17 protein-coding genes and 1 tRNA gene are annotated in these 12,488 nt (G+C 61.5%); 4 read left to right on the top strand and 14 right to left on the bottom strand.

The annotated features are described in order from the left end of the window. Positions 1 to 15: 15 nt before the first annotated feature. Entirely contained in the window at positions 16 to 1,110 is a 1,095-nt protein-coding gene (dinB, locus tag PMI04_RS00635; RefSeq protein WP_007704268.1) for a DNA polymerase IV, read from the top strand. A gap of 5 nt (positions 1,111 to 1,115) precedes the next feature. On the opposite strand, the gene PMI04_RS00630 is transcribed toward dinB, so the two are convergent. Beyond that, positions 1,116 to 1,934, bottom strand: coding sequence for a DUF1134 domain-containing protein (locus PMI04_RS00630; RefSeq protein WP_007704263.1), 819 nt, complete (start codon positions 1,932 to 1,934; stop codon positions 1,116 to 1,118). A 230-nt stretch (positions 1,935 to 2,164) separates the two neighbouring features. Between PMI04_RS00630 and PMI04_RS00625 the strand changes: the two genes are divergently transcribed. Further along, a tRNA-Ser gene (locus PMI04_RS00625) sits at positions 2,165 to 2,256 on the top strand. A gap of 373 nt (positions 2,257 to 2,629) precedes the next feature. Here the strand turns inward: PMI04_RS00625 and PMI04_RS00620 are convergent. Genes PMI04_RS00620 through PMI04_RS00605 form a run of 4 tightly spaced genes read right to left on the bottom strand, consistent with a single transcriptional unit; the run spans position 2,630 to position 4,227 of the window. Continuing rightward, on the bottom strand, positions 2,630 to 3,052 hold the full coding sequence (locus PMI04_RS00620) for a hypothetical protein (protein ID WP_007704257.1): 423 nt from the start codon (positions 3,050 to 3,052) through the stop codon (positions 2,630 to 2,632). Between the two features lies 1 nt (position 3,053). Beyond that, on the bottom strand, positions 3,054 to 3,377 hold the full coding sequence (locus tag PMI04_RS00615; RefSeq protein WP_007704254.1) for a hypothetical protein: 324 nt from the start codon (positions 3,375 to 3,377) through the stop codon (positions 3,054 to 3,056). Further along, on the bottom strand, positions 3,374 to 3,580 hold the full coding sequence (locus PMI04_RS00610) for a hypothetical protein (protein ID WP_007704252.1): 207 nt from the start codon (positions 3,578 to 3,580) through the stop codon (positions 3,374 to 3,376). Before PMI04_RS00610 ends, PMI04_RS00615 begins: the two co-directional genes overlap by 4 nt. Further along, on the bottom strand, positions 3,577 to 4,227 hold the full coding sequence (locus PMI04_RS00605) for a hypothetical protein (RefSeq protein WP_007704249.1): 651 nt from the start codon (positions 4,225 to 4,227) through the stop codon (positions 3,577 to 3,579). The genes PMI04_RS00610 and PMI04_RS00605 overlap by 4 nt, the downstream gene beginning before the upstream one ends. A 564-nt stretch (positions 4,228 to 4,791) precedes the next feature. Here PMI04_RS00605 and PMI04_RS00600 point away from each other — a divergent pair. Further along, positions 4,792 to 5,196 (top strand): DUF4145 domain-containing protein, encoded by a 405-nt coding sequence (locus tag PMI04_RS00600; protein ID WP_157178052.1) that lies wholly within the window; start codon positions 4,792 to 4,794, stop codon positions 5,194 to 5,196. A 31-nt stretch (positions 5,197 to 5,227) separates the two neighbouring features. Here PMI04_RS00600 and PMI04_RS00595 read toward each other — a convergent pair whose 3' ends face one another. Then, the gene (locus PMI04_RS00595; RefSeq protein ID WP_157178051.1) at positions 5,228 to 5,692 is read right to left on the bottom strand and encodes a hypothetical protein; all 465 of its coding nucleotides are present in this window, start codon (positions 5,690 to 5,692) and stop codon (positions 5,228 to 5,230) included. After that, complete coding sequence (locus tag PMI04_RS00590; protein WP_007704245.1) at positions 5,667 to 5,924, bottom strand: hypothetical protein; 258 nt, start codon at positions 5,922 to 5,924, stop codon at positions 5,667 to 5,669. The genes PMI04_RS00595 and PMI04_RS00590 overlap by 26 nt, the downstream gene beginning before the upstream one ends. 336 nt (positions 5,925 to 6,260) lie before the next feature. Here PMI04_RS00590 and PMI04_RS00585 point away from each other — a divergent pair, with 336 nt between their 5' ends. Continuing rightward, positions 6,261 to 7,193, top strand: coding sequence for a hypothetical protein (locus PMI04_RS00585; RefSeq protein ID WP_052028013.1), 933 nt, complete (start codon positions 6,261 to 6,263; stop codon positions 7,191 to 7,193). Positions 7,194 to 7,196: 3 nt separating this feature from the next. Here PMI04_RS00585 and PMI04_RS00580 read toward each other — a convergent pair whose 3' ends face one another. From PMI04_RS00580 to PMI04_RS00550, 7 genes are all read right to left on the bottom strand, one after another. Continuing rightward, positions 7,197 to 9,107 (bottom strand): phage tail length tape measure family protein, encoded by a 1,911-nt coding sequence (locus tag PMI04_RS00580; protein ID WP_037485112.1) that lies wholly within the window; start codon positions 9,105 to 9,107, stop codon positions 7,197 to 7,199. A gap of 65 nt (positions 9,108 to 9,172) precedes the next feature. Continuing rightward, positions 9,173 to 9,583, bottom strand: a complete 411-nt coding sequence (locus tag PMI04_RS00575; protein WP_007704198.1) for a hypothetical protein — start codon at positions 9,581 to 9,583, stop codon at positions 9,173 to 9,175. Beyond that, positions 9,580 to 9,846: a hypothetical protein gene (locus PMI04_RS00570; protein WP_007704195.1), complete on the bottom strand. Its 267-nt coding sequence runs from the start codon at positions 9,844 to 9,846 to the stop codon at positions 9,580 to 9,582. The genes PMI04_RS00575 and PMI04_RS00570 overlap by 4 nt, the downstream gene beginning before the upstream one ends. After that, complete coding sequence (locus tag PMI04_RS00565) at positions 9,839 to 10,120, bottom strand: hypothetical protein (RefSeq protein WP_007704190.1); 282 nt, start codon at positions 10,118 to 10,120, stop codon at positions 9,839 to 9,841. Before PMI04_RS00565 ends, PMI04_RS00570 begins: the two co-directional genes overlap by 8 nt. A gap of 6 nt (positions 10,121 to 10,126) precedes the next feature. Then, the gene (locus tag PMI04_RS00560) at positions 10,127 to 10,216 is read right to left on the bottom strand and encodes a hypothetical protein (RefSeq protein WP_238535860.1); all 90 of its coding nucleotides are present in this window, start codon (positions 10,214 to 10,216) and stop codon (positions 10,127 to 10,129) included. Positions 10,217 to 10,391: 175 nt separating this feature from the next. Continuing rightward, entirely contained in the window at positions 10,392 to 10,979 is a 588-nt protein-coding gene (locus tag PMI04_RS00555; RefSeq protein WP_037485095.1) for a hypothetical protein, read from the bottom strand. 74 nt (positions 10,980 to 11,053) lie between these two features. Continuing rightward, positions 11,054 to 12,280: a tyrosine-type recombinase/integrase gene (locus PMI04_RS00550; protein ID WP_007704181.1), complete on the bottom strand. Its 1,227-nt coding sequence runs from the start codon at positions 12,278 to 12,280 to the stop codon at positions 11,054 to 11,056. Positions 12,281 to 12,488 lie beyond the last annotated feature (208 nt).

Below are 12,488 nucleotides of genomic sequence, written 5' to 3'. Positions count from 1 at the left end.
GGCATAAGGCCAGCCATGGACTTCTCACCGCTCGCGACGCGCAAGATCATCCATGTCGACATGGATGCCTTTTACGCGTCGGTCGAGCAGCGCGACGATCCAAGCCTGCGCGGCAAGGCCATAGCGGTTGGTGGCGGTGGCCCGCGCGGCGTGGTCGCCACCTGCAGTTATGAGGCGCGTAAATTCGGGGTCCGGTCCGCCATGCCGGGCGCACGCGCCCGGCGCCTATGTCCCGACCTGTTGTTCGTGAAACCCCGCTTTGAGGTCTATCGTGCCGTTTCCGCCCAGATCCGCGCGATCTTCGGGCGCTTCACCGACATGGTGCAGCCTCTTTCGCTCGATGAGGCCTATCTCGATGTGACCCAGAACAAGCCCGGCATCGCATCGGCAACCCTGGTGGCACAGGAGATAAGGCGGCTGATCCGCGAGGAGACCGGGCTGACCGCCTCAGCCGGCGTGTCCTACAATAAGCTGATCGCCAAGCTGGCGTCCGACCAGAACAAGCCCGACGGACTATGCGTGGTACGGCCGGCCGAGGGGGCGGCGTTCATGGCAGGCATGCCGGTACGGCGGATACATGGTATCGGCCCTGTCACCGCCGAACGGATGCACAAGCTCGGCATCCAGACCGGCGCCGACCTGCGCGATCGAGACCTGTCCTTCCTCCAAGCACAGTTCGGCAGCAGCGCCCTCTTCTATTATCGCGCTGCGCGGGGCGAGGATGACCGGCCGGTTCACGAACGACAGGAACGCAAGTCGGTGAGCGTCGAGGACACCTTCCTCGAAGACCTGGTGACCGAAGAGGCGCTGGTGCAAGAGATCAATCGGATCGCGGATAATCTCTGGAACCGGATCGACAAGGCGCAGGCCTATGGACGAACCGTGGTGCTGAAAGTGAAGTTCGCGGATTTCCGTATCATCACGCGGTCGCGCAGCTTCACTGCGCCCGTGCGCTCGCTCGAACAATTGATGGAAACCGGACGCGGCCTGTTGCGGGCACAATTACCGCTTCGCATAGGCGCCCGCCTGCTGGGCTTGGGCGTCCATAATCTGGAAGGCGAGGAGGACGGGGAAGGCGCCGGCCATGGCGCCCAGCTTCCCCTGCTGTGACCGTCTCAAAAAGGCAGCCAGTTCCGCTTCTCCGTGAACTTCATATAGCCCGCATTGATGCCTAGCCGATAACCGACGCCCAGACGGATCGGGATGAGCACCACGCTGCCCCAGCGCAGGTAGCTGGCAGTGAACCCACCCACCAGATAGGCCGTGCCTTCGGCGGCCGGGAAACGGTGGTAGAGATCCTGGCTATCATAAAGATTATAGACGAGGACAAAGGTATTGGCCGCGTTGCCGCCCACATCGAAGCCGATCGAGGGACCGGTCCAATAGACTTCGCGCTTGCCCTCGATCTTGTGATTCAACGTTCCAGACCCATAGCGCAGGCCAACGACGAAGGCGCCCGATGCCTCGCGACCGGAAATATAGGCGTTGGGCCGGCCCTGATCCTTCAAAATCTTCTCTATGATGCCCGCCAGACCTTCCGCGCCCTTGCCGAACACACCCTCTGCCGCGCCGATCAGATCGTCTTCCTGATAGGATTCGCCCGGGGTCAGGGCAGCCGGCGGCGAATTGACGGTAACCGGCGCGCCGGTCGCAGTGGCCCCGCCCGCCACGCTGCTGTTATCGGGCACGGCGCCATAGGCACCGGACGCGGCAGACGCAGGGGGAGGCGTGGAAGCACTGGAATCGATACCGGGATCGGTGGGCGCGCCGTTTTGAACCGGCGGAGGCGCCAGATCAGAATCGATCGCCGTATTCGGATCGACTGTGCGAATCTGTGCGCCCGCAACGGGCGATAGCATGAGCCCGCCCAGCACCGCCATCAGGGTACCAACCCATGCGAAGCGGACGCCCTTGCGTCCCAAACTGCCGATCATTGCCCGCTACTCCCCGAAACCCGCTCTTGAACCATCCTCCAGATTATCGGCCCCGAAGCTGAAACGACAATGAACGAACGGCGACCCGAGTCGATTCCGGGCCAGATCGAATCCGTTGGCGCAAAAAACCGTGAAATTTCGTATCGAAGGACCGTTGCCATGGATCAAAGCCGTCGCTATAGCCCGTCGCCTAGCCACTGCCTCCCGGTTTCCGGTAGGCAAATTCGTGCGGAGACGTGGGTGAGTGGCTGAAACCAGCGGTTTGCTAAACCGTCGTAGCCTTAAGGGGCTACCGAGGGTTCGAATCCCTCCGTCTCCGCCACCTTTCCTTCTATAATGTTGAAAAGGTGGCATTTTTTCCGCCACCGGGATTTCTTCCCCACCATCCCGCCCACTAGCGTTTTCGCTGGCCTCCTTGGCCATGAATGCCCGCACTCGGGCAACGATACGCGAAGACGGGTCACGGCCACGCCTCAGATCATGCACCAAGCGCGGATCGTTGACCGATAGACGCCCGAATCGGCTGGCGGACATTCCCGTCGCTCTGAGCCTCCTTTCGATCTCCAGAAGGATCGGAGAAAGGTAGCTTGCGTCCTGCGCCTGCCGGCCGCCCTTTGGGCTATCCCCAGAAAGGGGGATTGCATCAGGCTCGACAAGCGGAAGCAGCCGCTGATCCTCGGCGTTGTGGCGCCGGATCAGCATGGCGACGCCCTCTCCGTTGCGATGTCGCGCGATCCTGGCCCTGCTATCGGGCCGGTGTAGGGCTCGATCTCGTTGATCTGCCCCTCATCCTCGACATTGCCCCCGCCGGGGTCGCTGATCGGGCAACCGGGACCGGCTGGCAGGAGCGCGTTGTCGGTCAACTGCTCGTCCTCGCTATTGCCGGTATCGAACTCGTCGCCGCTCCATTCCAGATCGGGATCGCCGTCGATCTCATCCATCCGGTCGATCGCCCGATGCGCGATCCGCTCCAGTTCGGTGCGGCGAAGGACCGGAAAGGCCGTCAGCATGGCTGCAACGGTCGGAACCGGTTGCGCGCGCCGGCGGTCGTGACGTCGCAGCCAGGTCCGTCGGTGGCGCGGGCGATAGGGCAGGGGCTTTGGGGCTCTACTCGCCATATCAGCGCCCTCCCTCGATCAGGTCGAGGCAAGCCACGATCCTCGCTCGCGTCTGCTCCCTGATCCGCCGGCCGTCGCGCAAGGCGTAGACCAGATTCGGATCATTGACCGCTTGGCGGCCGATCGCGCTGTCACTGAGCCTATGCCGATCGCGGATTTCGTCTATCCGGCTAAGCAGGTCGAAGGCCGGCCGCGTCGCACCGGCTGGCGCATCGGGCTTCCGCCGACCACGAACGCGGCGCGGGCGGATGCTCAGGATCGGCTTACGCTTCCGCGGCTTCGGCACGAAGGTTAGCGCGGCATAGTTCTGGCGATAGACGATCATGCGCGAGCCTCCCTGGTGAATACCGAGAGCTGAGCCTTCACTGCCCTCCAGCTTTCCGGCTCGCGCCCGATTGCCCGGACGGCTTCGGTAGCTACCTCGTTCTCCGGCGAGTACCCGATGCGAACGCCGTCCGCGCTAAGATAGATCGTGCCTCCGACAGCGATGAAGCTGCGAATCCAGTCTGTGGGATTGAAGTCGATCATGCCACGACCTCCCCAGCAATGCGGCGCAGGTCACGCAGCAAAACTTCGATGTCGACCTGTCCATCCGTCTCTTCGATCAGCTCAACCTTGGCGATCAGATCAGCGATCGTCGCCACAGCGAAGTTCTCGACATCATAGAGGGCATCGGCGCTGGCATCACTGAGGCGATTGCTCTCTGCGACTATCGAATTGATGTTGAGCCGGTGTCGCGCGCGGATCTCTTCCGCTTCGCGCCATTCGATCAGGCCACGAAGCTCAGCGCAGGTGCGCGCATAGTCTTCGGACATAAGATCGGCCGTCGCAGCCCGCCATGCCGCCTTGGCGGCGCCCACGTCAGCGGCGCGATCCGTCGACATATGCCTGACCGCCCCGCGATATTCGAAGCCGCTCGCGGTGGTGCGATGAGGGATTGCGTCGCGGCATTGGCGCAAAGCTTCCCATGCCGGATCCTCAATCACCTTGCCATGGCGGTCGCTTGCCGCCTGGGCGGCGCGGAAGGCAGTAATTGCGGCCGCCATCTCAGGACTGGTTGATGCTGGGCTGCAGACAAATGCCGGCGCCGCGACGGCAGCAGCAGGAACAGCAGCGGTAGGGAGTAGGAAAAGCGCGCGCGTGACGGCGCGCCTAGACAATGCTAGGTCGTTCATAGCTTCAATCCCTCTCGAACAGGGGTTGCGGTCAGAGCTGGCGCGAGGTGTAGGAGCCTTGCGTCAGCTTGCACTTTCTGACATCAATAAATGTGCATGTCAAACATTTCTGACACCAAAAAGATCGGGCGCCCTGCAACTGGAGTGGGCAAACCTATCACCGTCCGCCTTAATGAGGCGGATTTGACCGCGCTCGATTCATGGATTGCCGCTCAGGACGATGAACCGACTCGGCCGGAGGCGGTGCGCAAGCTCATGCGGCTCGGAATGACATTGCTTAAAGCTTGAGAGGCATGCGTGGCAGATCCCTTAAAAGAAGCGCTGGAACAATTTAGACAGCGCCAAAGACTCACGATGATTCTGCAGGGTGTGAGCCGCTGCCCCTACTGCGCTAAAGCAGACCCGACGTTAGCGCGCGTCTGGCAAACTGATGTTAGCGGGTCACCCCGGGGGGACGGAGCCCGCCCGCAAAAATGGGCCGCTTACCGCTGCAACAGCTGCGGCTCCATCGTCACCGCCTGCGGAACGCCTGGGGACACCATCGGGACCAGTCAAGAGCCAGAGTTGCACGCGATCTATCCAGCTCCGCCCACCATCTCGGATTCGATTCCGTCGATCGCTAAGCGCTTTTTAGAGCAAGCATTTGAAACCCTACACGCTCCTGACGCCGCCGCTGTCATGGCAGGGAGCGCTGTCGATGCCATGCTGAAGCATCTAGGCTATAAGGAAGGATCGCTTTACCAACGGATTGATAAGGCTCAAGCCGATAGCCTGCTCACAAAAGGCATGGCGGACTGGGCTCATAGCGTCCGCCTCGGATCAAATCGGCCTCGACACGCGGATGAAGAGAACCCACATGTTTCTGCAGAAGAAGCTGCCCGATCGGTTCGATTTGCCCAATCTCTGGGTGATTTCCTTTTCGTCCTTACCGCTCAAATCCAAGAGGCTGTGCAACACGCACAAGACTGACCCACCTGTTTGGAAGGTGGGGTCATCAGATTCAATCTACCCGAATTGAGAATGTCCCCTCTCGATCCATCCGGAAGTCGGTCTGGCTGAGGAAATCCATACCGATGATCGCATCAAACCAATAGTTATCAGCGATATCGATGACCTCTGTTGGCTGCTCCGTACCAAAATATGTAGCTTGCCCTGGCCCATCATTCAGTGAAGACAAGCTTTCGCAGAAAAAGCCCATCTGAACCCAATAAAGATAGTGGCGTTCAACCCCATGGACGTTCTGTATCGGTCGCTTCCCGTGATGCCTTAGCCCCTGTTGGGCAATCACATTGCGACACAAGCATGTGCGCTGGGCCCCCGTATCGACAAGGGCTCGATACTCGTGAACCGGTATTTCCAGCATCGTTGGAGATGGACGCACATCCATTGCCTCAGGGACAAATGGCTGAAATCCAATTTTTACGATTACTTGCCGATTTTCAACACTGCCCCGAGCCACCAACATAGGAATAGAACCCCAAATGCTCCGGCTCTTCTGTCACTTCTTGGACAGAGAACGCCCCCACCCCAAACTTCTTCGCACCAGCAATCGTTGCCTCCAGCGAGCCGCCGTAATAGCCGACGATCTCGCACTCATGCATCAGTGCGTAAAATCCTGCATGTTTATCGATTATCTGCGGGAGCTGGGCCAGGAACGCATCGTAATTACGATCTGTCTCGTTCTGCGCCTGTGCCATGATAAATTACTCCTGCTTCGATGTTCGAGTAACACACCATCTCGAGTCGTGTCACGCGTTAAGTATTGACATTCGTCGCAAGATGAGTCCTCGACTCGGGAAGTACTTGAGCGTCAATGTTCTTCATCTGTTTCGCAGAGCATCCGTCCGCCAATAGCGGGCATGAGCGGGCCGAATTTTCGGCTCGTTGAACGCGACCTGCAATTATTCCCCACTGCATAGCCAACCGCCTGGGCCAAGGCACCCGTGACCGCCATCACAGCCTGATCGCTGCGCACCTGATACCACCCACAGCAGCGCGGCGAATAGGTCGCGCTGGGGGACATTGGGGGTATCATGCTATTTCGCCTATCGACGGCGGTGGCCATGCTCGCGTGCATCAGCGCGCCGGCACAGGCTGCGCCGAAAGTCGTAGTCCAGCCGATCCAGCTGGCGAACGAGAGCATCCGCTATAATCACGGCCTGGCGACGATCGACCAGTTCTCAGAGAACGGTTCGGTTCAGGTCCGCCCGGCACCAATGGATCACGGAAGCTTCGCCTTCAATATCGCGGTCTTCAATACCGGCAGCCAGGCCGCCAACATCGATGTCTCGAATTTCACGCTGCAGGCCGACGCGGTCACGGTGAACGCGATGAGCGTGGAAGTCCTGGAAAAGAAGGCCAAGAGCCGCGCCGCATGGACGCAGTTCGGCCTGGCGATGTTGGGCGGCGTCACCGCGGCTGCAGCGGCATCTCAGCGCGATACCTATCACAGCACCTTCGTGACACCTCGCGGGCGGACCTATCACAGCTATTACAGCGCCCCGAGCGCATTCGGTCAGTTGCAGGCGACCGCTGCAATCGCGGCGACGGGCGTGGGCATTGCCGCCGTGCAAAACCGCCTCGACCAGACGCTGGACGCGCTCGGCTCTCAGGTAATGCAGCTGACGACGGTTGATCCCGATGACAGCTACGCTGGCCTGATCGTCTTCGAGAAGGTCAAGCTGGCGAAGTTGCCGGCGCGCGTAACGGTGATCGTGGACTGGAACGGCCAGAAATACCCGTTCGCCTTTCAGATCGCCAAGCCAGGCACTCCCGCCCCGCAATTCAAGCCCGCGGTAATTGCGGAACCGGCACCAGAGGAACAGCCGGCGCCGGAACCGATCGTGGCGACGCCAGTCGCTGCCGCGTCGCCTGAATCAACGCCTCAGGCCAGCCCGGCGGCTGAACCGGCTCCCGCGCCCACAGCGGCGCCGGCCGCGACCCCAACCGCCACCACCAGCATTTGAGGCTCACCCCTTCAGCTGCTGATACTTGAACATCGTGCCCGGTGCGGACTGCTGGCTCTGCGCATAGGATGCCGCACCGGCGCGAGCCCCCTCGCTTTTGATCGTCTGATTGACGCCTTGAAGGAGCTGCGGCGTGGTAATGCCGTGCCGGGCATCGAGCGTGAAATATTGATTCACTGTGGTCTTGCCCGGCCGCGCTGCCGACACCTCGGTCATGCTCCGCGCCGCCAAGCCGCTATTTGAGAGCGAAGCGAGGCTTTGCACGCTAATGCGGCTGTTGGGCACGATCGTGCCAGACGATGGCGCACGGAACAGCTCGGGCCCACGCTCGCCGACCAGATAGGTCTTCCCGCCCATGACCGGGCCGCCGGCCGCGCGCGCGCCGGAAATGCCCAATGCCGATCCCACCGACTGCAGCGCGCTGCCGACATTGAAGCCGCCGCCAGTGCCATTGATCTGGCCAAGCGTGAACTTCGCCAGCGTCTCCGCAATGATGCGGAAGCCCATGGCCTTGAAGTCGCTCCAGATCGCATCGGTGCCACCGCGGAACAGGTCTTCATAGAGTCCGGCTAGCGCGTGCAGCTGGTCCTCCTGCTTCCGCTTGAAGTCCTCGGCGATCTTGTCGTTGGCATCCTGGCGCAGGTCCAGATCGCGATCGATCTGCTTGCGGACATTGGAGCCGTCGAAGTCGCCGGCATTGAAGCCGACATCGATCCAGCGCTGTTCCTGGCTCTTCCATGCCGCATCGGCAACGGCGCGGGCCTGGTCGCGGGCGAGGGCCAGCTTGTAGGTCAGGGCGTCGACGGAGGACAGCGCACCCTTCATCTCCAGCATGTCGATATCCTTGAGCGCCTTGCCCGTCTCGATCGCGATGGACCGCACCGGATCGAATTTGCCCACGATGCGCTCTAGCGTCTGCTGAAGCTCCTGCTGGGCGCGGGCGGCCTCCTTGGCTGCCTTTGCCGCATCGCGCTTGGCGGATGCATCGGCCTTGGTGGCGCGTTCGCTCTTGCCCGCCGCGGCAACCTCAGCATCGCGGGTTCGGTTCAGCTTATCCAGTTCGGTTCGATAGGCGCCAGGCGTGATCTTCCCGTCCGCCAGACGGTCGTTGAGCTTGCCCAGTGCGCGGTCATAGCGTCCGGTCGCAGCAGCAGCCTTATCGGTCGCCTCCGACGCCTCGCGCTGCAGTCGGGGGATCGCAGCGCGGCGGACATTGGCATATTGCGCCTGCAGTTCGGTGTTCTGCTCTTTCAGCAGGGCATTGAGGCGCGTCAGCTCGCGCTCTTGGGTGGCGCCGGCCGTGACGCCGAAATTCACGCCACCCTCGGGATCGCCCTGCGCGTTGGTCTGGCGATCAGCGGTTTCGAGGCGCACTTTCGCTGCCTGGATCAGCCGGATCGTGGCGACGCGCGCCGCCTCGGCCTTTGCAGCCAGAGCAGCAGCCTCATTATAATGCTGCTGCTCCGCCTGCTGCGATGTCTGGATGGCGCCCTTCGACGCCTCAGTCATATCGTTGATGGCGTCGGTGAGGGACTTGGCGCCCTTGGTGTGCTTCTCGGTTGCATCATCCTCGGCCAAAACGGCGGCGGTCAGCGTGCCGGCGACCGAAGCCGCGGCGAGGAGGGCGGCGCCCCATGGTCCCGCGAAGAAGGATGCGACGGCGCCAGCCTTACCGCCGAGATCCGCCATCGCGTCGGCAAGCTGCGGCCCCTGCTGGGCGAGGATCGTAAAGGGGGATTGCCCACCTGACAGCTGCGCCCCGACGTCGGCAAACTGGCGCCCCATGTTCCGCTGCGCATTGCCGATGCGGTTCGATGACTGTTCGATCTGGGCTGCAGTGTTGCTCGCTACCGTGCCCGCCCGCGCCATGCGCTTTTCATAGTCGGCCATGTCGGTGCGGATTGCCCTCGGCATCGAACGTCGCCAGCTCATTGCCCAAAGCACAGGGCGATACCCGTAGGAAAACTCCAACAGGACGATCATGCAGCCCTCCCGGCGCGGAGATCGCGTGCCTTCTGCAGGAGGCCGTCGATCCAGCTCATTTCTACCGGATCGACATGGCGAACCTCCCGCATCTTCAGCAGGCTCCGCAGCGTCTTGGGCGTTGCATACTGGCCGACGAAAATCGGGTCATGCAGAAGAGCATCGATCTTGGGCACATGTGTGGCGAACGGTGGGGAGGGGGCTGCCCCCATATTTGGGGGCGTCACGCGATACCCAGCATTCCCGCTGGAAATGCCCCGCTCGATCACGTCGGCAATGCGGAGGCCATGTCCGCCAAGCTGCTTCACCAGCATGCGGGCGGCGGCCAGGATCTCGCCATCGTGTGCGGATTCAAGCCGGGCCGCGATCTTGCTGAGGCGGGCGGCATTATCGGTGCTGATCGTCATGCTGCCGCCTCGCCCTGCTTATAGTCGCTTACGATGATCGGCAGGCCCATCCTGTATTCCGACGAGGAAACCGCGCTCATCACCAGATCATAGGCGGCGATCGGCGTCACGTAGTCGTCAGGCGCCGGGATGCCGATGGTATGGCCCATCCACCCCTCGATCTCGCCATCCAACCGGGAAGCACGGTAAACGAGCCAAGCGCGGACGATCGGGAAGGCGACACGCAAAACATTGCGGCGCCGGCTGATGACGGCACTATGCATGCGCGCCTCCCGTCCGGTCGACAATGGCCCAGCCATGCTGCTGGTGAAGCGACTGCGCGAACGCCATCGCCTGCGCATGCTCGCGGAATTCCCAGCCCTGATTGTCAGGCACGATCTGGGGCTTCACCACGACATCAAAGCCGCAGCCGAAAGCCTCATGCGTGATTTCGATGGTCTGCGCGAACGCTGCCGTGCTATGAGCGCTCTCATCACCCCCACAGTGATTAAGAGCGCCTTCGGCCTTACGGCCGGGGGCGTTTTGGTTCTGGTTCATGGGCGATCATGCCGTCTGCACGAGGCGCTTCACGCTCTCGATCTTGACCAGGCGACGACCGCCGACACGATAGGTGACGATGCGACCTTCACGCATCCAGTTGTAAATGGTGGCGCGGCAGACACCGATAGAATTTGCCGCATCAGAAATTGAGCAACACAGGGGTTCCATGTCTTTCTCCGTCATTGGACGGGATTAGACATGAATGGAGGCGGTTCCGGCGTTGAGAAGGCCGTTTTGCGCTTGGATCGTTAGTTTAGCGTCACCCCTCTCAGTTTAGCGTGTGGGGGTCCATTTTTGCGAACCGATCCCCGCTTTCGCTCGGCCTCATCGCAAAGATGATAGTCGTGCCGGGCGATTGAACGCGACCGTGGAGCCTTGCGAAGTTGAGCCAGGCCATACCCTGTTCTATTACCTGCGGCACCCAATCGTGCTCCTCGATAAGCAGCTTGTGGACAATGCGAATGCGCTCAGCCTGTGTTTTCTCTAGCCGAAAAGCCGATCCTAAGTTGCGCTTGAACAAAACCTCCCGAAATGCCGCGGCGTAATGCGCTAGCGGCAGCCAGTTTTTCCACCGGGTCAAATCTTCGGAGCCGACTGGTTCTGCCCAATCCGCAAGGACTGCCTTAGTCGGATCGAGCCGCGCCGACCCCTCGTGAAAAGTCGCCATTTTCTGATAGCGCTCGCCTATCTTCACTGCATCATGAAGACCGTTCCAGACATCGAGCAATCCCCCCTCAACCTGGCGCCGCGAGCGCCGCTGCAGCGTCGTTTCACCCGGCGTCAGCCACAATTTCCAGTTCCGCACCTTGTTTGAAGCCGCGACTGGATTTGTAGGCTTAGCCAGATAGGCGAGCATCGCGCCGGCACCTTCCCAGCCCGGATCGATCCAACATGCTGCAGCCGTGAATGAAACTGGTGGGACTATGCCGCTCATCCCGCCACCATCCGCACAACGTTACTCCCGCCCTGGCAATGCCGCTCCCATGCCGCCATCATCTCCCGGCGCTTCGCCAGCAGCTTGCCGCGGCGATAGGCGGCCTCCACCTTGTTCTTGATGGTGTGGGCCAGCGCAGCCTCTGCGACATCGCCGGGGAAACTGGTTTCTTCCGACACCCAATCGCGGAAAGCCGATCGCATGCCGTGAACCGTGCCGACCTCCTTCGAGATACCGGCCTCACGCAGCGCCTTCGCCATCGTGGCGTCCGACATGGGTTTGCCGCGAAGCCCCGGGAACACGACCGTCTCGCTGGAGGCGATCTCCTGCGCGCGCTTCACCAGCGCCAGCGCCCGATCGCAGAGCGGGACGTTATGCTCCTTCTTCGCCTTCATCCGCTCGGCCGGGATGATCCACAGCCTGCCTTCCAGATCGAACTCGTCCCAGATCGCTCCGCGCACTTCACCCGATCGCGCAGCGGTGAGGATCAAGAACTCGAGCGCCATGTTGCCGATCGTCTCCTTGCTTCGCAGCATGGCGACGAGGCCCGACACCTCCCCGTAAGGCATGGCAGCGAAGTTGCCCTTGGCTGCGTCCTGCTTGCCCAGCAGTTTGCGGATGCCATTGCGGTTGAGCTGGACCGTGCAGTGCTTGAAAGCATGACCCCAATCCATGACCGTCAGAACACGCTGCAGCACCCGGCGCGCCGTCTCCGGCTTCTCGCGCCAGATCGGCGCCAGCGCCTCGGCGACATGGTTTTCCTCGATCCGGTTGATGGAAAGGCTTCCCAGCGAGGGGAAAGCATAGTCGCGCAGCGTCTTGATCCACTGGGCGCCGTGCTTCTCGTTTTTCCACTCGCCCTTGTCGCGCTCATAGACGGTTTCCGCCGCCTCCTTGAACGTTGGTACCTTGCGCAGCGCCTTCCGCCGCTCGGCGCGCGTGAGAATCGGCAGGCCATCGCGGCCGGCCTTGCGCAGAGTTCGCGCTTTCTCACGTGCTTCGGCCAGGGTGAGATCCGCGAAGGGTCCGAGTCCCATGTCCCGCCGGCGCCCGTCCGAATCGCGAACTCGCGCCACCCAGCTCTTCGCGCCAGATTCGCTCACACAGAGAATGAGACTTTCCCCGATCGAGTGCCGCCCGGGCTTGCGAGCCAGAGAATTGACCTCTGTCACAGTCGCCGGCTTGGTCCGACGCTCTCGTGCCTTCATGATTTGTTCGTTCATACCGTTTTCCCCACTCAGGGCGCTAGATAGCATTAGACATCATTAGACAATGTTCTTCAACTGTTCTCATTTGCTATTCGGAACGGTGGGGAAAATTGGACAAGGTTAGACGGCATTAGTTCGATTCCCGGCGGCCTCCGTCTCCGCCACTTTTTCCAAATTAATCGTGCCAAGGCTCCATCCGGGGCCGACAGCCGTCCTGTCACCA

The sequence above is a fragment of the Sphingobium sp. AP49 genome (genome assembly GCF_000281715.2).
Lineage (GTDB): Bacteria > Pseudomonadota > Alphaproteobacteria > Sphingomonadales > Sphingomonadaceae > Sphingobium.
Note: the sequence above shows the minus strand (reverse complement) of the source record. Positions and strands in the feature narration are given on the sequence as shown.

Coding starts and splice junctions, on each gene's coding strand:
- dinB (WP_007704268.1), top strand. CDS start 16: ATGGACTTCTCACCGCTCGCGACGCGCAAGATCATCCATGTCGACATG.
- PMI04_RS00630 (WP_007704263.1), bottom strand. CDS start 1,934: ATGATCGGCAGTTTGGGACGCAAGGGCGTCCGCTTCGCATGGGTTGGT.
- PMI04_RS00620 (WP_007704257.1), bottom strand. CDS start 3,052: ATGGCGAGTAGAGCCCCAAAGCCCCTGCCCTATCGCCCGCGCCACCGA.
- PMI04_RS00615 (WP_007704254.1), bottom strand. CDS start 3,377: ATGATCGTCTATCGCCAGAACTATGCCGCGCTAACCTTCGTGCCGAAG.
- PMI04_RS00610 (WP_007704252.1), bottom strand. CDS start 3,580: ATGATCGACTTCAATCCCACAGACTGGATTCGCAGCTTCATCGCTGTC.
- PMI04_RS00605 (WP_007704249.1), bottom strand. CDS start 4,227: ATGAACGACCTAGCATTGTCTAGGCGCGCCGTCACGCGCGCGCTTTTC.
- PMI04_RS00595 (WP_157178051.1), bottom strand. CDS start 5,692: ATGTTGGTGGCTCGGGGCAGTGTTGAAAATCGGCAAGTAATCGTAAAA.
- PMI04_RS00590 (WP_007704245.1), bottom strand. CDS start 5,924: ATGGCACAGGCGCAGAACGAGACAGATCGTAATTACGATGCGTTCCTG.
- PMI04_RS00585 (WP_052028013.1), top strand. CDS start 6,261: ATGCTATTTCGCCTATCGACGGCGGTGGCCATGCTCGCGTGCATCAGC.
- PMI04_RS00580 (WP_037485112.1), bottom strand. CDS start 9,107: ATGCCGAGGGCAATCCGCACCGACATGGCCGACTATGAAAAGCGCATG.
- PMI04_RS00575 (WP_007704198.1), bottom strand. CDS start 9,583: ATGACGATCAGCACCGATAATGCCGCCCGCCTCAGCAAGATCGCGGCC.
- PMI04_RS00570 (WP_007704195.1), bottom strand. CDS start 9,846: ATGCATAGTGCCGTCATCAGCCGGCGCCGCAATGTTTTGCGTGTCGCC.
- PMI04_RS00565 (WP_007704190.1), bottom strand. CDS start 10,120: ATGAACCAGAACCAAAACGCCCCCGGCCGTAAGGCCGAAGGCGCTCTT.
- PMI04_RS00560 (WP_238535860.1), bottom strand. CDS start 10,216: ATGCGTGAAGGTCGCATCGTCACCTATCGTGTCGGCGGTCGTCGCCTG.
- PMI04_RS00555 (WP_037485095.1), bottom strand. CDS start 10,979: ATGCTCGCCTATCTGGCTAAGCCTACAAATCCAGTCGCGGCTTCAAAC.
- PMI04_RS00550 (WP_007704181.1), bottom strand. CDS start 12,280: ATGAACGAACAAATCATGAAGGCACGAGAGCGTCGGACCAAGCCGGCG.